Below are 21,436 nucleotides of genomic sequence, written 5' to 3'. Positions count from 1 at the left end.
GCCCACACCACAAGGGCTACAGCCCCAAGAAGGTGCACTATGTGCTTATTCCACCGAATAATTTCGCCCTGGGAATTTTACTTGCCCGGTGTTTAGCCATAAAATCACCGCGATTGATTGCAGTGCGACATATCGTCACTGCATCGTTACTTTTTCGAGCTCAGAGACCTTTGCTCTCTGTTAAGGATTTCCAGCATGACCGACGCGACAGGACTCATGGCCCACAACTGGGGCTTTGCCATTTTCCTTCTCGGTGTTGTAGGCCTCTGCGCCTTCATGCTCGGCGTGTCCAGCCTCCTCGGGTCAAAAGCCTGGGGCCGCAGCAAAAACGAACCGTTCGAATCCGGCATGCTGCCTACAGGTGGCGCCCGCTTGCGGCTCTCAGCCAAATTCTATCTGGTCGCGATGTTGTTCGTGATCTTCGATATCGAAGCCCTCTTTCTCTTTGCATGGTCTGTGTCCGTCCGCGAAAGCGGCTGGACCGGATTCGTCGAAGCTCTCGTTTTCATAGCAATTCTGTTGGCAGGTCTTGTCTACCTGTTCCGAGTGGGCGCCCTTGACTGGGCTCCGGAAGCTCGTCGCAAGCGGCAAGCGAAGCTGAAACAATGAGGCTTTGGCAATGCAATACAATCTCACCAGGATCGACCCGGATGCTCCTAACGAGCAGTACCCCATCGGCGAACGAGAAACCGTTTCCGACCCGTTAGAAGACCAAGTCCACAAAAACATCTACATGGGCAAGCTGGAAGACGTGCTGAGTGGCGCGGTCAACTGGGGGCGTAAAAACTCCCTGTGGCCGTACAACTTCGGCCTTTCGTGCTGCTACGTGGAAATGACCACCGCCTTCACGGCGCCCCACGACATCGCGCGCTTTGGCGCCGAAGTTATCCGGGCCTCGCCGCGCCAGGCGGATTTCATGGTTATCGCCGGTACCTGCTTTATCAAGATGGCGCCGATCATCCAGCGTCTCTATGAGCAAATGCTCGAGCCGAAATGGGTTATCTCCATGGGTTCGTGCGCCAACTCCGGTGGCATGTACGACATCTACTCGGTCGTTCAAGGGGTGGACAAGTTCCTGCCCGTGGACGTCTACGTGCCTGGCTGCCCGCCCCGTCCCGAAGCGTTCCTGCAAGGCTTGATGTTGTTGCAGGAATCGATTGGCAAGGAGCGTCGCCCACTGTCCTGGGTGGTCGGTGATCAAGGCGTTTATCGCGCCGAGATGCCGTCTCAAAAGGAACAGCGCCGCGAACAGCGAATCGCAGTCACCAACCTGCGCAGCCCCGACGAAGTCTGATCCAGCACCGCTTCTTTTATAGAACGAAAACCTGGCTTCATTCTTTACGTTGACCGAAAGCGATAAAAAACCATGACTACAGGCAGTGCTCTGTACATCCCGCCTTACAAGGCAGACGACCAGGATGTGGTTGTCGAACTCAATAACCGTTTTGGCCCTGACGCCTTCACCGCCCAGGCCACACGCACCGGTATGCCGGTGCTGTGGGTGGCGCGTGCCAGGCTCGTCGAAGTCCTGACCTTCCTGCGCAACCTGCCCAAGCCGTACGTCATGCTCTATGACCTGCATGGCGTGGACGAGCGTCTGCGCACCAAGCGCCAGGGCCTGCCGAGCGGCGCCGATTTCACCGTGTTCTACCACCTGATGTCGCTGGAACGTAACAGCGACGTGATGATCAAGGTCGCGCTGAGCGAGAGCGACCTGAGCATCCCGACCGTCACCGGTATCTGGCCGAACGCCAGCTGGTACGAGCGTGAAGTCTGGGACATGTTCGGTATCGACTTCCCGGGCCACCCGCACCTGACGCGCATCATGATGCCGCCGACCTGGGAAGGTCACCCGCTGCGCAAGGACTTCCCTGCCCGCGCCACCGAATTCGACCCGTTCAGCCTCAACCTGGCCAAGCAGCAGCTAGAAGAAGAGGCGGCGCGCTTCCGCCCCGAAGACTGGGGCATGAAGCGTTCCGGCACCAACGAGGACTACATGTTCCTCAACCTGGGCCCGAACCACCCTTCGGCTCACGGTGCCTTCCGTATCATCCTGCAACTGGACGGCGAAGAGATCGTCGACTGCGTCCCGGACATCGGTTACCACCACCGTGGCGCCGAGAAGATGGCCGAGCGCCAGTCCTGGCACAGCTTCATCCCGTACACCGACCGTATCGACTACCTCGGCGGCGTGATGAACAACCTGCCGTACGTGCTCTCGGTCGAGAAGCTGGCCGGCATCAAGGTGCCGGACCGCGTCGACACCATCCGCATCATGATGGCCGAGTTCTTCCGCATCACCAGCCACCTGCTGTTCCTGGGTACCTATATCCAGGACGTCGGCGCCATGACCCCGGTGTTCTTCACCTTCACCGACCGTCAGCGCGCCTACAAGGTCATCGAAGCCATCACCGGTTTCCGCCTGCACCCGGCCTGGTACCGCATCGGCGGCGTGGCCCACGACCTGCCGAACGGCTGGGAACGCCTGGTCAAGGAATTCATCGACTGGATGCCCAAGCGCCTGGACGAGTACCAGAAAGCCGCCCTGGACAACAGCATCCTCAAAGGCCGCACCATCGGCGTCGCGCAGTACAACACCAAAGAGGCCCTGGAATGGGGCGTCACCGGTGCTGGCCTGCGTTCCACCGGTTGCGACTTCGACCTGCGTAAAGCGCGCCCGTACTCCGGCTACGAGAACTTCGAGTTCGAAGTACCGCTGGCGGCCAATGGCGATGCCTACGACCGTTGCATCGTGCGCGTCGAAGAAATGCGCCAGAGCCTGAAGATCATCGAGCAGTGCATGCGCAACATGCCGGCCGGCCCGTACAAGGCGGATCACCCGCTGACCACGCCGCCGCCCAAAGAGCGCACGCTGCAACACATCGAAACCCTCATCACGCACTTCCTGCAGGTTTCGTGGGGCCCGGTGATGCCGGCCAACGAATCCTTCCAGATGATCGAAGCGACCAAGGGTATCAACAGTTATTACCTGACGAGCGATGGCGGCACCATGAGCTACCGCACCCGGATTCGTACCCCAAGTTTTGCCCACTTGCAGCAGATCCCTTCGGTGATCAAAGGCGAGATGGTCGCGGACTTGATTGCGTACCTGGGTAGTATCGATTTCGTTATGGCCGACGTGGACCGCTAAGCATGAACAGCACGCTTATCCAGACAGACCGTTTCACCTTGAGTGAAACCGAGCGCTCGGCCATCGAGCACGAGCTGCATCACTACGAAGACCCGCGCGCGGCGTCTATCGAAGCCCTGAAGATCGTCCAGAAGGAACGTGGCTGGGTGCCCGACGGCGCCCTCTACGCCATCGGCGAGATCCTCGGCATCCCCGCCAGCGACGTTGAAGGCGTGGCGACGTTCTACAGCCAGATCTTCCGCCAACCGGTGGGCCGCCACATCATTCGCGTGTGCGACAGCATGGTCTGCTACATCGGTGGCCATGAGTCCGTGGTCAGCGAAATCCAGGCCAAGCTGGGCATCGGCCTCGGCCAGACCACCGCCGATGGCCGCTTCACCCTGCTGCCGGTGTGCTGCCTGGGCAACTGCGACAAGGCGCCGGCGTTGATGATCGACGACGACACATTCGGTGACGTGCAGCCTGCTGGCGTGACCCAATTGCTCGAGGGCTACCCATGACCCTGACTTCCTTCGGCCCGGCCAACCTGATCAAGCGTTCGGCCGAGACTCACCCGCTGACTTGGCGCCTGCGTGACGACGGCGAGCCGGTATGGCTTGACGAATACCAGGCCAAGAACGGTTACGCCGCAGCGCGCAAAGCCTTCGCCGACATGGCCCAGGACGATATCGTCCAGACCGTGAAGGACGCCGGCCTCAAAGGTCGCGGCGGTGCGGGTTTCCCCACCGGCGTGAAATGGGGCCTGATGCCCAAAGACGAATCCATCAACATCCGCTACCTGCTGTGCAACGCGGATGAGATGGAGCCCAACACCTGGAAAGACCGCATGTTGATGGAGCAACTGCCCCATCTGCTGATCGAAGGCATGTTGATCAGCGCCCGTGCGCTCAAGACCTACCGGGGCTATATCTTCCTGCGTGGCGAGTACACCACCGCCGCCAAGCACCTCAACCGTGCCGTGGAAGAAGCCAAGGCAGCCGGCCTGCTGGGCAAGAACATCCTCGGCTCCGGTTTCGACTTCGAACTGTTCGTGCACACCGGCGCCGGGCGTTATATCTGCGGTGAAGAAACCGCACTGATCAACTCCCTCGAAGGCCGCCGCGCCAACCCGCGTTCCAAGCCGCCCTTCCCTGCCGCCGTGGGCGTGTGGGGCAAGCCGACTTGCGTGAACAACGTCGAGACCCTGTGCAACGTGCCGGCCATCATCGCCGACGGCGTGGACTGGTACAAATCCCTGGCCCGCGAGGGCAGCGAAGACATGGGCACCAAGCTCATGGGTTTCTCCGGCAAGGTCAAGAACCCTGGCCTGTGGGAGCTGCCGTTCGGCGTGACCGCTCGCGAGCTGTTCGAGGACTACGCCGGCGGCATGCGCGACGGCTACACCTTGAAAGCCTGGCAGCCAGGTGGCGCCGGCACCGGTTTCCTGCTGCCCGAGCACCTCGACGCACAGATGTATGCCGGCGGCATCGGCAAGGTGGGCACCCGGATGGGTACTGGCCTGGCGATGGCGGTGGACAACACGGTGAACATGGTCTCGTTGCTGCGCAACATGGAGCAGTTCTTTGCCCGCGAGTCCTGCGGTTTCTGCACCCCATGCCGCGACGGTTTGCCGTGGAGCGTCAAGCTGCTGATGGCCCTGGAAAATGGCGAAGGCCGCGAGGGTGATATCGAAACCCTGCTGGGCCTGGTCGGTTTCCTCGGCCCAGGCAAGACTTTCTGTGCTCACGCACCGGGCGCCGTGGAGCCATTGGGCAGCGCAATCAAATACTTCCGCTCGGAGTTCGAAGCCGGCATCGCGCCCACCAGCGCCGCCGTCCCGCCTCTGGCAAAGCCGATCGTAGTCGGCGCGTAACGCTTAAACAGGCGAAGGGTCCGTGCCCTTCGCCTGCTCATGTGCTGACGCCTTCAAGGCTGTGTAGATGCACATGAATAACAAGATTCCATTAGCCACGCCCGCTGACAACGGGCCAACGAAGAACTTTGAACCATGGCCACTATCCACGTAGACGGCAAAGCGCTCGAAGTCGATGGGGCGGACAACCTGTTACAGGCATGTCTGTCACTCGGCCTCGACATCCCGTATTTCTGCTGGCACCCCGCTCTCGGTAGCGTCGGTGCCTGTCGCCAGTGTGCGGTCAAGCAATACACCGACGAAAACGACACCCGTGGTCGTATCGTCATGTCCTGCATGACCCCAGCCACCGACAACACCTGGATCTCCATCGACGATGAAGAGTCCAAGGCGTTCCGCGCCAGCGTTGTCGAATGGCTGATGACCAACCACCCCCACGACTGCCCGGTCTGTGAGGAAGGCGGTCACTGCCACCTGCAAGACATGACGGTGATGACCGGCCACAACGAGCGCCGCTATCGCTTCACCAAGCGTACCCACCAGAACCAGGACCTCGGCCCGTTCATTTCCCACGAAATGAACCGCTGCATCGCCTGCTACCGCTGCGTGCGCTTCTACAAGGACTACGCCGGCGGCACCGACCTCGGCGTATTCGGCGCCCACGACAACGTGTACTTCGGTCGCGTTGAAGACGGCGTGCTCGAAAGCGAATTCTCCGGCAACCTCACCGAGGTCTGCCCCACCGGTGTGTTCACCGACAAGACCCACTCCGAGCGCTACAACCGCAAGTGGGACATGCAGTTCGCACCGAGCATCTGCCATGGCTGCTCCAGCGGTTGCAACATCTCGCCGGGCGAGCGCTACGGTGAATTGCGCCGTATCGAAAACCGCTTCAACGGTTCGGTCAACCAGTACTTCCTGTGCGACCGTGGCCGCTTCGGCTATGGCTACGTAAACCGCGAAGACCGTCCGCGCCAGCCGCTGCTGGCCGATGGCGCCAAGCTGAGCCTGGACGCCGCGCTGGATAAGGCTGCCGACCTGCTGCGTGGCCGCACTATCGTCGGTATTGGTTCGCCACGCGCCAGCCTCGAAAGCAACTTCGCGTTGCGCGAGCTGGTAGGTGCCGAGCACTTCTACTGCGGTATCGAAGCGGGCGAGCTGGAGCGCATCCGCCTGGTCCTGCAAGTGCTGAACGACAGCCCGCTGCCAGTGCCGAACATGCGCGACATCGAAGACCACGATGCGATCTTCGTACTTGGTGAAGACCTGACCCAGACCGCTGCACGCATCGCGCTGTCGCTGCGTCAGTCGGTCAAAGGCAAGGCCGAAGAGATGGCCGACGCCATGCGCGTACAGCCGTGGCTCGACGCTGCCGTGAAGAACATCGGTCAGCACGCGCTGAACCCGCTGTTTATCGCTTCCCTGGCTGAAACCAAGCTCGACGACATCGCTGAAGAATGCGTACACGCCGCGCCGGACGACCTGGCGCGCCTCGGTTTCGCCGTGGCCCACGCCCTCGACGCCAGCGCACCCGCCGTTGAAGGCCTGGACGCTGAAGCTGCCGAGTTGGCTCAGCGCATTGCCGACGCCCTGCTGGCGGCCAAGCGCCCGCTGATCATTGCCGGTACCTCGTTGGGTTCCAAGGCGCTGATCGAAGCCGCCGCCAACATCGCCAAGGCCCTTAAGCTGCGCGACAAAAATGGCTCCATCAGCCTGGTGGTGCCGGAAGCCAACAGCCTGGGCCTGGCAATGCTCGGTGGCGAGTCCGTGGACGCGGCGCTGCAAGCGGTGATCGACGGCAACGCCGACGCCATCGTGGTGCTGGAAAACGACCTGTACACCCGCACCGCTGCCGCCAAGGTTGACGCGGCACTGGATGCTGCCAAGGTGCTGATCGTCGCCGACCACCAGAAGACCGCCACCAGCGACCGCGCCGACCTGGTACTGCCAGCCGCCACCTTCGCCGAAGGCGACGGCACATTGGTCAGCCAGGAAGGCCGCGCCCAGCGCTTCTTCCAGGTGTTCGATCCGAAGTACATGGACGCCAGCATCCTGGTGCACGAAGGCTGGCGCTGGCTGCATGCCCTGCGCGCCACCCTGCTGAACCAGCCGATCGACTGGACCCAACTCGACCACGTGACCGCTGCCACCGCCGCCAGCGCGCCGCAGCTTGCTCGTATCGTGGATGCCGCGCCTTCTGCCGCGTTCCGCATCAAGGGCCTGAAACTGGCACGTGAGCCGCTGCGTTACTCCGGTCGTACCGCCATGCGTGCTGACATCAGCGTGCACGAGCCACGTACCCCGCAAGACAACGACACCGCGTTTGCCTTCTCCATGGAAGGTTATTCGGGTTCGGCCGAACCGCGTCAGCAGGTGCCATTTGCCTGGTCGCCGGGCTGGAACTCGCCGCAGGCCTGGAACAAGTTCCAGGACGAAGTCGGTGGTCACATCCGCGCTGGCGACCCGGGCACTCGCCTGATCGAAACCAGCGGTGACTCGCTGAACTGGTTCGCTGCGGTACCGCGTCCGTTCAACCCGGCGCCGGGCACTTGGCAAGTCGTGCCGTTCTTCCACCTGTTCGGCAGCGAAGAAACTTCTTCCAAGGCCGCGCCGGTTCAAGAGCGCATTCCTGCCGCCTATGTGTCCGTGGCCAAGTCCGAAGCCGACCGCCTGGGCGTCAACGACGGTGCCCTGCTCAGCCTCAACGTGGCCGGCCAGACCTTGCGTCTGCCGCTGCGTATCAACGATGAGTTGGGTGCCGGCCTGGTTGCACTGCCTAAAGGCATCGCCGGTATTCCGCCTGCCATTTTCGGCAAAACCGTTGACGGTCTGCAGGAGGCAGCGCAATGACTTGGTTCACGCCGGAAGTAATTGACGTGATCATCTCGGTGGTCAAGGCCATCGTGATCCTGTTGGCCGTGGTCGTCGCGGGCGCCCTGCTCAGCTTCGTCGAACGTCGCCTGCTGGGCTGGTGGCAGGACCGTTACGGTCCGAACCGCGTTGGCCCGTTCGGCATGTTCCAGATCGCTGCCGACATGCTGAAAATGTTCTTCAAGGAAGACTGGACCCCGCCGTTTGCCGACAAGGTGATCTTCACCCTGGCACCGGTGGTAGCCATGAGCGCATTGCTGATTGCGTTTGCAATCATCCCGATCACCCCGACCTGGGGCGTGGCGGACCTGAACATCGGCTTGCTGTTCTTCTTCGCCATGGCCGGTTTGTCGGTATACGCGGTGCTGTTCGCCGGTTGGTCGAGCAACAACAAGTTCGCCCTGCTGGGCAGCTTGCGTGCCTCGGCCCAAACCGTATCCTATGAAGTGTTCATGGGGTTGGCACTGATGGGCATCGTGGTGCAGGTTGGCTCGTTCAACATGCGCGACATCGTCGAGTACCAGGCGCAGAACCTGTGGTTCATCATTCCGCAGTTCTTCGGCTTCTGCACCTTCTTCATCGCTGGCGTGGCCGTGACTCACCGTCACCCCTTCGACCAGCCGGAAGCGGAACAGGAACTGGCCGACGGTTACCACATTGAATATGCCGGCATGAAGTGGGGCATGTTCTTCGTCGGTGAGTACATCGGCATCATCTTGATCTCGGCCCTGCTGGTCACGCTGTTCTTCGGCGGCTGGCACGGTCCGTTCGGCATCCTGCCGCAGTTGGCCTTCTTCTGGTTCTTCCTGAAGACCGCGTTCTTCATCATGCTGTTCATCCTGCTGCGCGCCTCGATTCCGCGCCCGCGCTATGACCAGGTGATGGATTTCAGCTGGAGATTCTGCCTGCCGCTGACCCTGATCAATTTGCTGGTGACGGCTGCCGTCGTGTTGTTGAACACGCCAGCTGCCGCGGTTCAGTGAGGATTTGACCCATGTTCAAATATATTGGCGACATCGTTAAGGGTACCGGTACCCAGTTGCGAAGCCTGGTGATGGTGTTCGGTCACGGCTTTCGCAAACGCGACACCCTGCAATACCCCGAAGAAGCGGTGTACCTGCCGCCGCGCTATCGCGGCCGCATCGTACTGACCCGCGACCCCGACGGCGAAGAGCGTTGCGTAGCCTGCAACCTGTGCGCCGTGGCGTGCCCGGTGGGTTGCATTTCCCTGCAGAAAGCTGAAACCGAAGACGGTCGCTGGTACCCGGACTTCTTCCGCATCAACTTCTCGCGCTGCATTTTCTGCGGCCTCTGCGAGGAAGCTTGCCCGACCACCGCGATCCAGCTCACACCGGATTTCGAGATGGCCGAGTTCAAACGTCAGGACCTGGTGTACGAGAAAGAAGATCTTTTGATCTCTGGTCCCGGTAAAAACCCTGATTACAACTTCTATCGTGTTGCAGGTATGGCCGTTGCCGGTAAGCCAAAAGGCGCCGCACAAAACGAAGCCGAGCCGATCAACGTGAAGAGCTTGCTGCCTTAAGGAAGAAAGATGGAATTCGCTTTCTATTTCGCATCGGGTATTGCAGTGGTGTCCACGCTTCGCGTGATCACCAACACTAACCCCGTGCACGCCCTGCTCTACCTGATCATTTCGCTGATCGCCGTGGCCATGACCTTCTTCAGCCTCGGCGCACCGTTCGCCGGTGTGCTGGAAGTGATCGCCTATGCCGGCGCCATCATGGTGCTGTTCGTGTTTGTGGTGATGATGCTCAACCTGGGGCCGGCTTCGGTCGCCCAGGAGCGCGTCTGGCTCAAGCCCGGCATCTGGCTCGGCCCGGTTGTCCTCGCAGCCCTGCTGCTGGGTGAACTGCTGTATGTGCTGTTCGCTCACCAGAGCGGCCAGGCCATCGGCCACACCACCGTAGACGCGAAAGCCGTGGGCATCAGCCTGTTCGGCCCGTACCTGCTGGTGGTCGAACTGGCTTCGATGCTGCTGCTCGCCGCAGCCATCACTGCCTTCCACTTGGGCCGCAACGAAGCCAAGGAGCAATGACGATGCCTGCTATCCCTTTGGAGCATGGTCTGGCGGTCGCCGGCATCCTGTTCTGCCTTGGCCTGGTCGGCCTGATGGTTCGCCGTAACATTCTGTTCGTGTTGATGAGCCTGGAAATCATGATGAACGCCGCGGCACTGGCGTTCATTGTGGCAGGCGCACGTTGGGGCCAGCCGGATGGGCAAGTGATGTTCATCCTGGTGATCAGCCTGGCAGCCGCCGAAGCCAGTATTGGCCTGGCGATCCTGCTGCAGCTGTATCGTCGCTTCCACACGCTTGATATCGACGCTGCCAGTGAGATGCGCGGATGAACATGATCTTTCTGACTTTCGTATTCCCCCTGATCGGTTTCCTGCTGCTGTCGTTCTCTCGCGGGCGCTGGTCGGAGAACCTCTCGGCCCTGATCGGCGTGGGTTCCATCGGCCTGTCGGCCATCGTGGCCGCCTACGTCATCTGGCAATTCAACGTGGCGCCGCCCGAAGGTGGTCACTACACCCTGGTGCTGTGGCAGTGGATGGCGGTCGAGGGCTTCAAGCCCAACTTCGCCCTCTACATCGACGGCCTGTCGATCACCATGCTCGGCGTGGTGGTGGGTGTGGGCTTCCTGATCCACCTGTTCGCGTCCTGGTACATGCGCGGTGAAGCGGGCTACTCGCGCTTCTTCTCGTACACCAACCTGTTTATCGCCAGCATGCTGTTCCTGGTGCTGGGCGATAACCTGTTGTTCCTGTACTTCGGCTGGGAAGGCGTGGGCCTGTGCTCGTACCTGTTGATCGGTTTCTACTACAGCAACCGCAACAACGGTAACGCAGCACTCAAGGCGTTTATCGTCACCCGCATCGGCGACGTGTTCATGGCCATCGGCCTGTTCATCCTGTTCCAACAGGTGGGCACGCTGAACATCCAGGAACTGCTGGTGCTGGCACCGCAGAAATTCCAGGTCGGCGACTTCTGGATCACCCTGGCTACCCTGATGCTGCTGGGTGGCGCCGTGGGTAAATCTGCGCAACTGCCGCTGCAAACCTGGCTGGCGGATGCAATGGCCGGTCCTACCCCGGTATCGGCACTGATCCACGCCGCCACCATGGTAACCGCCGGTGTCTACCTGATCGCCCGTACCCACGGCCTGTTCACCCTGGCGCCGGACATCCTGCACCTGGTGGGTATCGTCGGCGGCGTGACCCTGGTACTGGCCGGCTTCGCCGCGCTGGTGCAGACCGACATCAAGCGTATCCTCGCCTACTCGACCATGAGCCAGATCGGCTACATGTTCCTGGCCCTGGGCGTCGGCGCCTGGGACGCGGCGATCTTCCACCTGATGACCCACGCGTTCTTCAAGGCCCTGCTGTTCCTCGCCTCCGGCGCCGTGATCGTGGCCTGCCACCACGAGCAGAACATCTTCAAGATGGGCGGCCTGTGGAAGAAACTGCCACTGGCGTACGCCAGCTTCATCGTCGGTGGTGCCGCTCTGGCCGCCCTGCCGCTGGTAACCGCAGGCTTCTACTCCAAGGACGAAATCCTCTGGGAAGCTTTCGCCAGCGGTAACCAGAACCTGCTGTACGCAGGCCTGGTAGGTGCGTTCATGACCTCGCTGTACACCTTCCGCCTGATCTTCATCACCTTCCATGGTGAAGCCAAGACCGAAGCGCACGCAGGCCACGGCATCTCCCATTGGTTGCCACTGTCGGTGCTGATCATCCTGTCGACCTTCGTCGGTGCGATGATCACCCCGCCACTGCACGGTGTATTGCCACAAAGCGTCGGCCATGCCGGCGGCGAAGCCCAGCACAGCCTGGAAATCGCCTCGGGCGCCATCGCCATCGCCGGTATCCTGCTGGCGGCCCTGCTGTTCCTCGGCAAGCGTCGCTTCGTGACTGCCGTGGCCAACAGTGGCATTGGTCGCTTCCTGTCGGCCTGGTGGTTCGCTGCCTGGGGCTTCGACTGGATCTACGACAAACTGTTCGTCAAACCTTACCTTGCGATCAGCCACGTGCTGCGCAAAGACCCGCTCGACCAGACCATCGGTTTGATCCCGCGTGCCGCCAAGGCCGGTCACACCGCCCTGAGCCGCAGCGAGACCGGCCAATTGCGTTGGTATGCAGCGTCCATGGCGGCGGGTGCCGTTCTGGTGATCGGCGCCATCGTCGTGGTAGCGGTCTGACTATGTTTAAGTGCACTGCGTACTTTGCGAACTTGCGAAAGGAAACGAGCCCGTCATGATTCTGCCCTGGCTAATCCTGATCCCCTTTATCGGCGGCCTGCTCTGCTGGATGGGTGAACGCTTCGGCGCCACCCTCCCCCGCTGGATTGCGTTGCTGACCATGTCCCTGGAACTCGCGCTCGGCCTCTGGCTGTGGGCCCACGGTGACTATTCATTCGCTCCGGCACCGGGTGTCGATCCCACCTTCGCGCTTGAATTCAAGCACGTGTGGATCCAGCGCTTCGGCATCAATGTGCACCTGGCCCTCGACGGCCTGTCGCTGTTGATGATCCTGCTGACCGGCCTGCTGGGTATCCTCTCGGTACTCTGCTCCTGGAAAGAGATCCAGCGTCACGTGGGCTTCTTCCACCTGAACCTGATGTGGATCCTGGGCGGCGTTGTCGGCGTGTTCCTCGCCCTCGACCTGTTCATGTTCTTCTTCTTCTGGGAAATGATGCTGGTGCCGATGTACTTCCTCATCGCGCTCTGGGGTCACAGCTCTTCGGACGGCAAGAAAACCCGGATCTACGCAGCGACCAAGTTCTTCATCTTCACCCAGGCTTCCGGCCTGATCATGTTGGTGGCGATCCTGGGTCTGGTCCTGGTCAACTTCAACAACACCGGCGTGATTACCTTCAACTACGCCGACCTGTTGAAAACCAAGATGTCGCTGACCACCGAGTACGTGCTGATGCTGGGCTTCTTCATCGCCTTCGCGGTGAAGCTGCCGGTGGTGCCGTTCCACTCCTGGTTGCCTGACGCTCACGCCCAGGCGCCGACTGCCGGTTCCGTGGACCTGGCCGGTATCCTGTTGAAGACCGCTGCCTACGGCCTGCTGCGTTTCGCCCTGCCGCTGTTCCCGAATGCTTCGGCCGAATTCGCGCCGATTGCCATGACCTTGGGTCTGATCGGGATCTTCTACGGTGCGTTCCTGGCTTTCGCGCAAACCGACATCAAGCGTCTGATTGCCTTCTCGTCCGTTTCCCACATGGGTTTCGTACTGATCGGTATCTACTCCGGCAGCCAACTGGCGCTGCAGGGTGCGGTGATCCAGATGTTGGCCCACGGTGTTTCGGCCGCTGCCCTCTTTATCCTCAGTGGTCAGCTGTACGAGCGCCTGCACACCCGTGACATGCGTGAAATGGGTGGCGTGTGGTCGCGCATCGCTTACCTGCCGGCGATCAGCCTGTTCTTTGCCGCCGCGTCGCTGGGCTTGCCGGGTACCGGTAACTTCATCGGCGAGTTCCTGATCCTGATGGGTGCCTTTGTGCAGACGCCGTGGATCAGCGCCATCGCCACCTCCGGCCTGGTGTTCGGTTCGGTCTACTCGCTGATCATGATCCACCGCGCCTATTTCGGCCCGGCCAAGTCCGACACCGTCCTGCAAGGGATGGATGCGCGCGAACTGATCATGGTGCTCGGCCTTGCGGTGTTGCTGATCTTCATCGGCGTGTACCCGCAACCGTTCCTGGACACTTCTGCCGCAACGATGCATGGCGTGCAGCAGTGGTTCGGCACCGCCTTCTCTCAACTCGCTTCGGCCCGGTAAGAGCGCTATGGAATTCACGATCCAACACTTTATCGCGCTTGCGCCGCTGCTGATTACCAGCCTCACCATCGTAGTGGTGATGCTGGCAATCGCCTGGCGCCGCAATCACTCGCAAACGTTCCTGCTGTCCTGCGCCGGGTTGAACCTGGCCCTGCTGTCGATCATCCTGGCCCTCAAGGTCGCGCCACTGGCAGTCACGCCATTGATGATGGTCGATGACTTCGCGCTGCTGTACATCGCCCTGATCCTGGTGGCGACCCTGGCCTGCGTCACCCTCGCCCACGCCTACCTCGGCGAAGGCGGCACCGGCTACCCGGGCAACCGCGAAGAGCTGTACCTGCTGATCCTGCTGGCTGCGGCCGGCGGTATCGTGCTGGTCAGCGCGCAGCACCTGGCGGGCCTGTTCATCGGCCTGGAACTGCTGTCGATCCCGACCTACGGCCTGGTGGCCTACGCCTTCTTCAACAAGCGCTCCCTGGAAGCCGGCATCAAGTACATGGTGCTGTCGGCCGCCGGTTCCGCGTTCCTGTTGTTCGGTATGGCCCTGCTCTACGCCGAAGCCGGCAGCCTGAGCTTCACCGGTATCGGCCACGCGCTGGCCGCCACCAACAGCCCGGCGCCGATTGCCCAGTTGGGCCTGGCGATGATGCTGATCGGCCTGGCGTTCAAGCTGTCGTTGGTGCCGTTCCACCTGTGGACCCCGGACGTGTACGAAGGCGCCCCGGCGCCGGTGGCCGCGTTCCTGGCGACCGCGTCGAAAGTGGCCGTGTTTGCAGTGATGGTGCGTCTGTTCCAGATCTCCCCTGCCGCCAACACCGGCGTGCTGAGCAACGTGCTGACGGTGATCGCCATTGCGTCGATCCTGTTCGGTAACCTGCTGGCCCTGACCCAGAACAACCTCAAGCGTCTGCTGGGTTACTCGTCTATCGCCCACTTCGGCTACCTGCTGATCGCCCTGGTGGCGAGTAAAGGCCTGGCCGTGGAAGCCATCGGCGTGTACCTGGTCACCTACGTGATCACCAGCCTTGGTGCGTTCGGCGTCATCACCTTGATGTCGTCGCCGTACAAAGGCCGTGACGCCGACGCCCTGTACGAATACCGCGGCCTGTTCTGGCGCCGTCCGTACCTGACCGCCGTGCTCACCGTGATGATGCTGTCGTTGGCCGGTATTCCGCTGACGGCGGGCTTTATCGGCAAGTTCTACATCGTCGCGACCGGTGTCGAAGCCCACGAATGGTGGCTGGTTGCCTCGCTGGTACTGGGCAGCGCCATCGGCGTGTTCTACTACCTGCGCGTGATGGTCACCCTGTACCTGATCGAGCCAAACCTGCGCCGTGTGGATGCCGAGCTGCATTGGGAACAGAAGGCAGGCGGCGTCATGCTGCTGGCTATCGCCCTGCTCGCGTTCTTCCTGGGCGTGTACCCACAACCGTTGCTCACCCTGGTGCAGCACGCGGTGCTGGGCGTTTGATCGCTTAGGTTGATGCAGTAAACAGAACGGCGCCTTTGGGCGCCGTTTTGCGTTTCAGGGGCGAGGTATTAGAGAGGCGGTGCATTCATCATCGCCTTCGCGGGCAAGCCCGCTCCCACATTTGGAATGCGTTCCCCTGTAGGAGCGAGCTTGCTCGCGAAAAACGTCGACGATAATGCGTGCTTCCTGAATAAACGCGGCGCCTGTGAGTTTTTCGCGAGCAAGCTCGCTCCTACATGCCCTCAATATACTGGCCCTCTTTGCCCATATTGTGGCTACAGATATAAAAACGCCTCGATTCACATCGAGGCGTTTGTGTTCAAACTTGCGGTTTGCCCGGGCGATAACCTTAGAACGCGATACCCACCTTGAAACCATACTCATCACGCTTGAGCTTGGTGTTGTCGGCCACATAGGAGTCGTTATCGAGCTTGTACTCGGTGCGGGTGTAGTAAAGGCCCGCCATCACTGGCAGGTCACCCTTCTGGTTCATCAGCAGGCTGACTTCGGCGTAAGGGTTGGTGCGGTCCTTGAGGTCCACGCTGTCGCTGCCAACGCCGTCAACCTTGAGTTTGGCGCGGCCGTCGATGGTGTGACGGGCGCCGGCTTCAACGCGCAGGGTCATGTCATCGAACTGGTGGTTGTAGCCCAGGGCTGCCTTGGCAAACGGCGACTTGTTGGTGAGCTTCATGTCGTAGCCATTGGTGTCCGGCTCGTAGCGGGTCCAGGTGTAGCCACCGCCCACGATCACATCGACGAAGTTGCGCGCGTCCAGCGCGGCGCGCCAGCCGAGGTCGAGGTCGGCCTGGCCTTCCTTGAGTTTGTTATCGCTTTTTTCGCCGTACTTGGCTTCGATACCGGCCTGGTAGATAAAGCCCGACTCGGCGGTGAGCTTGTTGCCGAAGTTGTAGAACAGGCCGGCTTCGGGCATGTGGTCCTTGTCGCTTTCGCTACCGCCTTCAAGTTTGAAGTCGTTGTAGCTGCCCATGATCCCGAACGTGGAAATCGGGTCGGTGGAAGGTGCTGCGAACACCACGCCAGGCGCAGCCACCAGGGCCAGCAACGAGGTGTTCTTGATGAATTTTCCGAATAGTTTGGACATCGTTTTACATCTCCATTTTAAGGTGGGCAAAGTATTCAGGAATCGGTTCGAACCTTGGCGTTTGCAAAAAGTTCGAACTGATTTGCACCAAAACGGAGAAAAAACGGTTCAGCGAAGGCTCTATCTCAATACTCTTCGAGATCGGCCCTGATCAGGTGCTCAACCGCTTCGCGAAGTTGCGGCTGAGCCGGCAAACAAATGCCGAAGGTGTCGCGCAATAACGTCAGCAACTCATCAGCACTCTCCAGCTTGCGCTTCTCGCTGGGCCGATCCAGGTAATGAACCGCATAGCGGGCGTTTGCCAACGTATGGCGCCTGCCAGGCGCAAGCAACGCGGCTTTCAACTGCCCTACAAACGGGGAGCCTGGGTGCGTGGAGACATACCAGTTGCCGATTTCATAGTCGATGTCGGCCTGGGTTTGCAGATCGAACACGTACAGGCCACGCCACTCCTCGCCCACCTGCGCCCACAGCGTGTAGCTGCCGTGTTTGAGCGTCAGGCGATAAGGCTCATGAGCGGTGGGCTGGGGTGCGTCGTTGTCCAGTTGCAACGGGCTGCTGGGCACCATGCCGCCAAAACCGACATCGGTGATATAGCGCACGCCGTCGAGGGTCACCAGGCTCAAGCGATGGGTTCGCCCAGTGTGGGCGTCTGGTGGGCCGCCGATCACCACACGCCCGGTGATGCCACGGGCCTCGAAGCCCAGTTCCTGCAAGAGTGCCAGGAACAGCTGGTTCAACTCGTAGCAATAGCCGCCGCGCCCCTCGTGCAGCACCTTGCGCTCAACGCTGGGCAGGTCGATGGGTACCGGTGCATGCATCAAGGTCGACAGGCTTTCAAAGGCAAAGCTGCACACATGGCGCAGTTGCAAGTCTCGCAGGGTTTGCAGGGTGGGCGGCGGTGGCGATGCATAGCCCAGGCGTTGCAGGTACAGGCGGCTATCGGTGAGTGTGTGCATGGCGCGATCCTTGGGCGCAGGGCAAGAGCGTCACTATGCCGCGCCTCTGCCTGCGTTGTCATTTTGAATGAACCTTTTGGAGCGCCGGCCTATCCATCTATAACAAGATTGGGAGGCAGCATGAGTACCGCAAAAATCTACACCGTCCACTATCAGCTACACGGTAAACCCAAGTCTTTCGTGGTGCGCGCCGAAGTGATGAACAACGCCGAGGCCTGGCATTGGGCGGCCGTCGATGCCGACATTGCCCATGTCAGCCGCATCGGCCGCGTAGGTCACGAACAGGTGAAAAAAACCACCCGGCCCTGGGCGGAAAAATACGGTATCAGCGACGTCAGCTGGTCGCCGCCCAGGTAAACAAAGCCCCGCACAACGGCGGGGCTCGGTTCATTGCTTCAAGTCGCCCAACGGATCGTAGGGCGGCTTTTTTTTCGCTGTCTCGTCGTCCTTTTTGTCCAACGGCGCAATAGCCGGGCCGATGGGATCGACCTGTGGGTCGGCTACATCCGGCGAGTCCGGGTCGAAGCCCAGTTCATCCTTGCCACTGGCGTGTTCGTTGGAAGAGGGACCATCGGTAGGTTTGTTCATCATATTCTCCTGCTAAAGCGGGCGGGCTCTGTCGTGGAGGTTTTCCAGGTCTTCTTCTACGCGCTCGACATCGTTGTCCGGACCGCGCTCTTTGGGATCGTTGGGGCGCAACGCATCGTTATCACGCTCCTCCTCGCCCGGCGTACGGTTCGGATCCGGTGTACCTGGCGGTGGCTGCTTGTGTTCAGACATGATGACTGACCTCATGAGGGGTTCATCATTTTAGAGAAACCGCCCCGCGCCATCGTTCAACTTCATTGCGCCAGGCGTGAGAAGATGACCGCCCTTTTTGGAGAACTGCCCCGGATGTTCGAACTCAAACCCTGCGACCCCACTGCCTATCGCCAACAGACCCGCCGTAGCACGTTGATCGTCGCGGTGCTGTTCCTGGCCTTGGCCATGCTGCTGTCGAGCCTGGCGGTGATGCTGTTCGGTGAGCCTGGCGGTGACAATTTTCGCTTCAATGTCGGCGGCGTCTTCGCCGGCGTGTTGATCACGGTCGCGCTGGTGCGTGGCCCGTTCTGGAGCCAGGCCTGGTTGGCGCCAGCGGTGTATGGCTGGCAGCTCAAGCGCAGCCTGATGAGCGTGACCAACGTGATGCACAAGGTCACCGAGCGGGTGCAAGCCAACGACCCGGCAGCCATCAAACTGTTGCGCTTCTATCACTTGGGGCTGACGCAGATGCACGAGCTGGACGCCAACTCCAGCGCCCAGGCGCAACTGGTCGGCGAAATCGAAGCACACAAGGCGAGGATGCACGCAGCGGGGATCGACACCGAACAAACCCGGCTCGATCCCGCGTGGCTGGAAGCGCTCAAAAGCGCTTGAAGCGTACCTCAGGAAGCAGGCATTAAGGCGGTTAAAAAACCAGACTCAGGTCCAGGCGCCCTTCCCTCACCGGCGGGCACCAGTAATAGCCTCCGGTCAGCGGCTTGCTGATGCGATACAGGCCATCGACAATCCCATCTTCCAACCCACTCATGCGTCGTAACTGCGCTTCAAACGCATCGAATGAATGACCAAACGCGAGGAACATCAACCCCGCCTGACCATTCTCGGCCCAGGGCATCGAACGACGTACCACGAAGGCTTCCGGGGTAAAGCTTTCCTGGGCAGTGCGCTTGGTATGGGCCGATTCCGGGGCGTCGTCGAGTTCTTCGTTGTCGCCATGGCGGCGGCCAATGATGTGGTCACGCTCCTGGGCAGGCAATGCGGCGAAACCGTCGAGGTCGTGCTGCCATTGCTGGATCGCGGCGAAGCTGGCGCCGGTGTCGGTCAGCGCGGCTTGCACGGCGGCATCGTCGTGGGGGTTTTCGGTGCCGTCTTCGTAGTCGGTCAGGTCAAAGCCGGTCTTGTAGCGGAAACCTTCAGTCGATTGCACCAGGCGAAACGCCGGAGCCAGCGCTTTTTCCACGGCACGGCTGCGCAGCAACAACTCACCGCGATCCACCCCATGCAACCATACCCACAGCGCCTGCTGAGTCGACGGGTTGTGCGCGCCAGGGCCGCTAACGGCCGGGAATGAGCGCAGCCCTGGGATCGGGGCACCCAGCGCTTTTACCAGCGGCTCACCGAACCCCACCACGGCCGCCGCATCCGTCAACTGCACCAGCGCGTCCAGCGCAGCGGGCACGGCTTGCAACGAATCCAGGGCAAAAAACAGATGGCGGGCCTGCAAAGGCACCGGTGCGGCAAGAATGCCCGGCTGGTACTGACTCATGTGAACTCCTTCTGAAAAGCCGCGCAGTTTACCCGGCGTACACCACCCTGCGAACAAGAATGCGCGCAAGCCTTGCGTTAGAGCCGCTTGTTGGGTGACTCTCTAGTCATGTTTTGCAACTATTCCAGGGGTAGCGACATGACCACCAGCAACCTGCTCGCCCAGCTGTTTCCCACCTCCACCGCGCAGATTCCCGAGCAATTTCGCCTGGCGGCGCCCATTGAACAACGTGAATACCTGGTCGATGGCCAGTTGCAGGTGTGGAACGGCCCGCTCGCCCGCGTGCAAAGCCCCGTGCAACTGGGTGATGAGCGTGTACACATCGGCAGCACGCCGTTGCTGGATGCCGACACCGCCCTCACCGCCCTGGATGCTGCCGTGCGCGCCTACGACCGTGGCCAGGGTGCATGGCCGACGATGCGCGTGGTCGAGCGTATCCAGCACGTCGAAGCGTTTTTGCGGCGCATGCGCGAACAGCGCGATGCGGTGGTCAAGCTGCTAATGTGGGAGATCGGCAAGAATCTCAAGGACTCGCAGAAAGAATTCGACCGTACCTGCGACTACATCACCGACACCATCAATGCCCTCAAGGAACTCGACCGCCGCAGCAGTCGTTTTGAACTGGAGCAGGACACCCTCGGCCAGATCCGCCGCGTGCCCCTGGGCGTGGCGTTGTGCATGGGGCCTTACAACTACCCGTTGAACGAGACCTTCACCACGCTGATCCCGGCCTTGATCATGGGCAATACCGTGGTGTTCAAGCCGGCCAAGCTGGGTGTGCTGTTGATCCGCCCTTTGCTGGAAGCCTTCCGCGACAGCTTCCCGGCCGGGGTGATCAACGTGATCTACGGCAGCGGCCGCGAGACCGTGAGCGCGCTGATGGCCAGCGGCAAGATCGATATCTTTGCATTTATCGGCACCAACAAGGCCGCCAGTGATTTGAAAAAACTGCACCCCAAGCCACACCGTTTGCGTGCTGCGCTGGGCCTGGATGCCAAAAACCCGGGGATCGTGCTGCCCGAAGTGGACCTGGACAATGCGGTGAACGAAGCGGTCACCGGCTCGCTGTCGTTCAACGGCCAGCGTTGCACCGCGTTGAAGATCCTGTTCGTGCATGAAGACGTGGTCGAGCGCTTTATCGAGAAATTCAACGCCAAGCTGGCGACGCTCAAGCCCGGCATGCCGTGGGAGGATGGCGTGGCGCTGACGCCACTGCCGGAAGTGGGCAAGGTCGATTACCTCAGCGAACTGGTGGCCGATGCGGCGCGCCATGGCGCCAAGGTCATGAACCCCGAGGGCGGCAGCAGCCGTGGTTCGTTCTTCTACCCGGCGGTGCTGTACCCGGTAAACCCGCAGATGCGCGTCTACCACGAAGAGCAATTCGGCCCGGTGGTGCCGATCGTGCCCTATCGTGACCTGGAGACCGTGATCGACTACGTGCTGGACTCGGATTTCGGCCAGCAGTTGAGCCTCTTCGGCACCGACCCCGTGGCAGTCGGACGCCTGGTGGACACCTTCGCCAACCAGGTGGGCCGTATCAATATCAATGCCCAATGCCAGCGCGGTCCGGACACATTCCCCTTCAACGGGCGCAAGAACTCGGCCGAGGGCACGTTGTCGGTGCATGACGCCTTGCGCGTGTTCTCGATCCGCACCTTGGTGGCGACCAAGTTCCAGGAGAGTAACAAGGCGTTGGTCAGCGATATTTTGCGCAACCGCGATTCGAGCTTCCTGACCACCGACTACATCTTCTGAAGCCAACTCCGTTCCAATGTGCAGACAGGTCAGTGTGGGAGCTGGCTTGCCTGCGATGCCAGCTCCTCGGTCTTTCAGTCAGGTCGCGGTGATGCTATCGCAGGCAAGCCAGCTCCCACATTTGATCAAGCACATTCATACATTTGAGGCCATTTTAAGACT

General features: G+C 61.0%; 21 protein-coding genes. 16 read left to right on the top strand and 5 right to left on the bottom strand.

What is annotated here, in order from left to right; all coding sequences use genetic code 11:
• Nucleotides 1-195: 195 nt before the first annotated feature.
• The 13 genes from JFT58_RS12775 (at nt 196) to nuoN (ending at nt 15,150) form a co-directional block, all read left to right on the top strand.
• Nucleotides 196-609, top strand: a complete 414-nt coding sequence (locus tag JFT58_RS12775; RefSeq protein WP_003192109.1) for an NADH-quinone oxidoreductase subunit A — start codon at nt 196-198, stop codon at nt 607-609.
• A gap of 10 nt (nt 610-619) precedes the next feature.
• A complete protein-coding gene (locus JFT58_RS12770) occupies nt 620-1,294 on the top strand; it encodes a NuoB/complex I 20 kDa subunit family protein (protein ID WP_003174719.1) in 675 nt (224 codons plus the stop codon).
• A gap of 72 nt (nt 1,295-1,366) precedes the next feature.
• On the top strand, nt 1,367-3,151 hold the full coding sequence (gene nuoC / locus JFT58_RS12765; protein WP_003192111.1) for an NADH-quinone oxidoreductase subunit C/D: 1,785 nt from the start codon (nt 1,367-1,369) through the stop codon (nt 3,149-3,151).
• A 2-nt stretch (nt 3,152-3,153) separates the two neighbouring features.
• The gene (gene nuoE / locus JFT58_RS12760) at nt 3,154-3,651 is read left to right on the top strand and encodes an NADH-quinone oxidoreductase subunit NuoE (protein WP_003232080.1); all 498 of its coding nucleotides are present in this window, start codon (nt 3,154-3,156) and stop codon (nt 3,649-3,651) included.
• Nucleotides 3,648-5,003, top strand: a complete 1,356-nt coding sequence (nuoF, locus tag JFT58_RS12755; protein WP_032896666.1) for an NADH-quinone oxidoreductase subunit NuoF — start codon at nt 3,648-3,650, stop codon at nt 5,001-5,003. The genes nuoE and nuoF overlap by 4 nt, the downstream gene beginning before the upstream one ends.
• Before the next feature lie 135 nt (nt 5,004-5,138).
• On the top strand, nt 5,139-7,853 hold the full coding sequence (nuoG, locus tag JFT58_RS12750; protein WP_103299425.1) for an NADH-quinone oxidoreductase subunit NuoG: 2,715 nt from the start codon (nt 5,139-5,141) through the stop codon (nt 7,851-7,853).
• Nucleotides 7,850-8,857, top strand: a complete 1,008-nt coding sequence (nuoH, locus tag JFT58_RS12745; RefSeq protein ID WP_003174724.1) for an NADH-quinone oxidoreductase subunit NuoH — start codon at nt 7,850-7,852, stop codon at nt 8,855-8,857. Before nuoG ends, nuoH begins: the two co-directional genes overlap by 4 nt.
• Nucleotides 8,858-8,868: 11 nt before the next feature.
• A complete protein-coding gene (gene nuoI / locus JFT58_RS12740) occupies nt 8,869-9,417 on the top strand; it encodes an NADH-quinone oxidoreductase subunit NuoI (protein ID WP_003174725.1) in 549 nt (182 codons plus the stop codon).
• 9 nt (nt 9,418-9,426) lie between these two features.
• The gene (nuoJ, locus tag JFT58_RS12735; protein WP_003174726.1) at nt 9,427-9,930 is read left to right on the top strand and encodes an NADH-quinone oxidoreductase subunit J; all 504 of its coding nucleotides are present in this window, start codon (nt 9,427-9,429) and stop codon (nt 9,928-9,930) included.
• 2 nt (nt 9,931-9,932) lie between these two features.
• Complete coding sequence (nuoK, locus tag JFT58_RS12730; RefSeq protein ID WP_003174727.1) at nt 9,933-10,241, top strand: NADH-quinone oxidoreductase subunit NuoK; 309 nt, start codon at nt 9,933-9,935, stop codon at nt 10,239-10,241.
• Nucleotides 10,238-12,091: an NADH-quinone oxidoreductase subunit L gene (gene nuoL / locus JFT58_RS12725; RefSeq protein WP_014718912.1), complete on the top strand. Its 1,854-nt coding sequence runs from the start codon at nt 10,238-10,240 to the stop codon at nt 12,089-12,091. The genes nuoK and nuoL overlap by 4 nt, the downstream gene beginning before the upstream one ends.
• 55 nt (nt 12,092-12,146) lie before the next feature.
• A complete protein-coding gene (gene nuoM / locus JFT58_RS12720; RefSeq protein WP_014718913.1) occupies nt 12,147-13,679 on the top strand; it encodes an NADH-quinone oxidoreductase subunit M in 1,533 nt (510 codons plus the stop codon).
• A 7-nt stretch (nt 13,680-13,686) separates the two neighbouring features.
• A complete protein-coding gene (gene nuoN / locus JFT58_RS12715) occupies nt 13,687-15,150 on the top strand; it encodes an NADH-quinone oxidoreductase subunit NuoN (protein WP_054898721.1) in 1,464 nt (487 codons plus the stop codon).
• A 349-nt stretch (nt 15,151-15,499) separates the two neighbouring features.
• Here nuoN and JFT58_RS12710 read toward each other — a convergent pair whose 3' ends face one another.
• Together JFT58_RS12710 and JFT58_RS12705 are read right to left on the bottom strand one after the other, a co-directional pair.
• Nucleotides 15,500-16,252, bottom strand: a complete 753-nt coding sequence (locus tag JFT58_RS12710) for an outer membrane beta-barrel protein (RefSeq protein ID WP_054898720.1) — start codon at nt 16,250-16,252, stop codon at nt 15,500-15,502.
• Between the two features lie 125 nt (nt 16,253-16,377).
• The gene (locus JFT58_RS12705; protein WP_054898719.1) at nt 16,378-17,211 is read right to left on the bottom strand and encodes an arylamine N-acetyltransferase family protein; all 834 of its coding nucleotides are present in this window, start codon (nt 17,209-17,211) and stop codon (nt 16,378-16,380) included.
• Between the two features lie 120 nt (nt 17,212-17,331).
• Here JFT58_RS12705 and JFT58_RS12700 point away from each other — a divergent pair, with 120 nt between their 5' ends.
• Nucleotides 17,332-17,568, top strand: a complete 237-nt coding sequence (locus JFT58_RS12700; protein WP_003192128.1) for a DUF6555 family protein — start codon at nt 17,332-17,334, stop codon at nt 17,566-17,568.
• A gap of 30 nt (nt 17,569-17,598) precedes the next feature.
• On the opposite strand, the gene JFT58_RS12695 is transcribed toward JFT58_RS12700, so the two are convergent.
• Both JFT58_RS12695 and JFT58_RS12690 read right to left on the bottom strand, forming a co-directional pair.
• Complete coding sequence (locus tag JFT58_RS12695) at nt 17,599-17,799, bottom strand: DUF6021 family protein (RefSeq protein ID WP_032902837.1); 201 nt, start codon at nt 17,797-17,799, stop codon at nt 17,599-17,601.
• Between the two features lie 12 nt (nt 17,800-17,811).
• Nucleotides 17,812-17,991, bottom strand: a complete 180-nt coding sequence (locus JFT58_RS12690) for a hypothetical protein (RefSeq protein WP_032902836.1) — start codon at nt 17,989-17,991, stop codon at nt 17,812-17,814.
• A gap of 114 nt (nt 17,992-18,105) precedes the next feature.
• On the opposite strand from JFT58_RS12690, the gene JFT58_RS12685 reads away from it, so the two are divergent.
• Nucleotides 18,106-18,627, top strand: coding sequence for a DUF3087 family protein (locus JFT58_RS12685; protein WP_034127891.1), 522 nt, complete (start codon nt 18,106-18,108; stop codon nt 18,625-18,627).
• Between the two features lie 31 nt (nt 18,628-18,658).
• On the opposite strand, the gene JFT58_RS12680 is transcribed toward JFT58_RS12685, so the two are convergent.
• Nucleotides 18,659-19,519 (bottom strand): Dyp-type peroxidase, encoded by an 861-nt coding sequence (locus tag JFT58_RS12680; RefSeq protein WP_054898718.1) that lies wholly within the window; start codon nt 19,517-19,519, stop codon nt 18,659-18,661.
• 138 nt (nt 19,520-19,657) lie between these two features.
• Between JFT58_RS12680 and JFT58_RS12675 the strand changes: the two genes are divergently transcribed.
• Nucleotides 19,658-21,274, top strand: a complete 1,617-nt coding sequence (locus JFT58_RS12675; RefSeq protein ID WP_034127893.1) for an NADP-dependent glyceraldehyde-3-phosphate dehydrogenase — start codon at nt 19,658-19,660, stop codon at nt 21,272-21,274.
• Nucleotides 21,275-21,436 lie beyond the last annotated feature (162 nt).

Origin of the sequence: Pseudomonas sp. MF6767, assembly GCF_016405475.1 — a bacterium.
Lineage (GTDB): Bacteria > Pseudomonadota > Gammaproteobacteria > Pseudomonadales > Pseudomonadaceae > Aquipseudomonas > Aquipseudomonas paracarnis.
The sequence above is the reverse complement of the archived record's forward strand: the minus strand, read 5'-3'. Positions and strand labels throughout refer to the sequence as shown.

Excerpts from the sequence above, each read along its gene's own strand:
- JFT58_RS12775 (WP_003192109.1), top strand. The coding sequence starts at position 196 with ATGACCGACGCGACAGGACTCATGGCCCACAACTGGGGCTTTGCCATT.
- JFT58_RS12770 (WP_003174719.1), top strand. The coding sequence starts at position 620 with ATGCAATACAATCTCACCAGGATCGACCCGGATGCTCCTAACGAGCAG.
- nuoC (WP_003192111.1), top strand. The coding sequence starts at position 1,367 with ATGACTACAGGCAGTGCTCTGTACATCCCGCCTTACAAGGCAGACGAC.
- nuoE (WP_003232080.1), top strand. The coding sequence starts at position 3,154 with ATGAACAGCACGCTTATCCAGACAGACCGTTTCACCTTGAGTGAAACC.
- nuoF (WP_032896666.1), top strand. The coding sequence starts at position 3,648 with ATGACCCTGACTTCCTTCGGCCCGGCCAACCTGATCAAGCGTTCGGCC.
- nuoG (WP_103299425.1), top strand. The coding sequence starts at position 5,139 with ATGGCCACTATCCACGTAGACGGCAAAGCGCTCGAAGTCGATGGGGCG.
- nuoH (WP_003174724.1), top strand. The coding sequence starts at position 7,850 with ATGACTTGGTTCACGCCGGAAGTAATTGACGTGATCATCTCGGTGGTC.
- nuoI (WP_003174725.1), top strand. The coding sequence starts at position 8,869 with ATGTTCAAATATATTGGCGACATCGTTAAGGGTACCGGTACCCAGTTG.
- nuoJ (WP_003174726.1), top strand. The coding sequence starts at position 9,427 with ATGGAATTCGCTTTCTATTTCGCATCGGGTATTGCAGTGGTGTCCACG.
- nuoK (WP_003174727.1), top strand. The coding sequence starts at position 9,933 with ATGCCTGCTATCCCTTTGGAGCATGGTCTGGCGGTCGCCGGCATCCTG.
- nuoL (WP_014718912.1), top strand. The coding sequence starts at position 10,238 with ATGAACATGATCTTTCTGACTTTCGTATTCCCCCTGATCGGTTTCCTG.
- nuoM (WP_014718913.1), top strand. The coding sequence starts at position 12,147 with ATGATTCTGCCCTGGCTAATCCTGATCCCCTTTATCGGCGGCCTGCTC.
- nuoN (WP_054898721.1), top strand. The coding sequence starts at position 13,687 with ATGGAATTCACGATCCAACACTTTATCGCGCTTGCGCCGCTGCTGATT.
- JFT58_RS12710 (WP_054898720.1), bottom strand. The coding sequence starts at position 16,252 with ATGTCCAAACTATTCGGAAAATTCATCAAGAACACCTCGTTGCTGGCC.
- JFT58_RS12705 (WP_054898719.1), bottom strand. The coding sequence starts at position 17,211 with ATGCACACACTCACCGATAGCCGCCTGTACCTGCAACGCCTGGGCTAT.
- JFT58_RS12700 (WP_003192128.1), top strand. The coding sequence starts at position 17,332 with ATGAGTACCGCAAAAATCTACACCGTCCACTATCAGCTACACGGTAAA.
- JFT58_RS12695 (WP_032902837.1), bottom strand. The coding sequence starts at position 17,799 with ATGAACAAACCTACCGATGGTCCCTCTTCCAACGAACACGCCAGTGGC.
- JFT58_RS12690 (WP_032902836.1), bottom strand. The coding sequence starts at position 17,991 with ATGTCTGAACACAAGCAGCCACCGCCAGGTACACCGGATCCGAACCGT.
- JFT58_RS12685 (WP_034127891.1), top strand. The coding sequence starts at position 18,106 with ATGTTCGAACTCAAACCCTGCGACCCCACTGCCTATCGCCAACAGACC.
- JFT58_RS12680 (WP_054898718.1), bottom strand. The coding sequence starts at position 19,519 with ATGAGTCAGTACCAGCCGGGCATTCTTGCCGCACCGGTGCCTTTGCAG.
- JFT58_RS12675 (WP_034127893.1), top strand. The coding sequence starts at position 19,658 with ATGACCACCAGCAACCTGCTCGCCCAGCTGTTTCCCACCTCCACCGCG.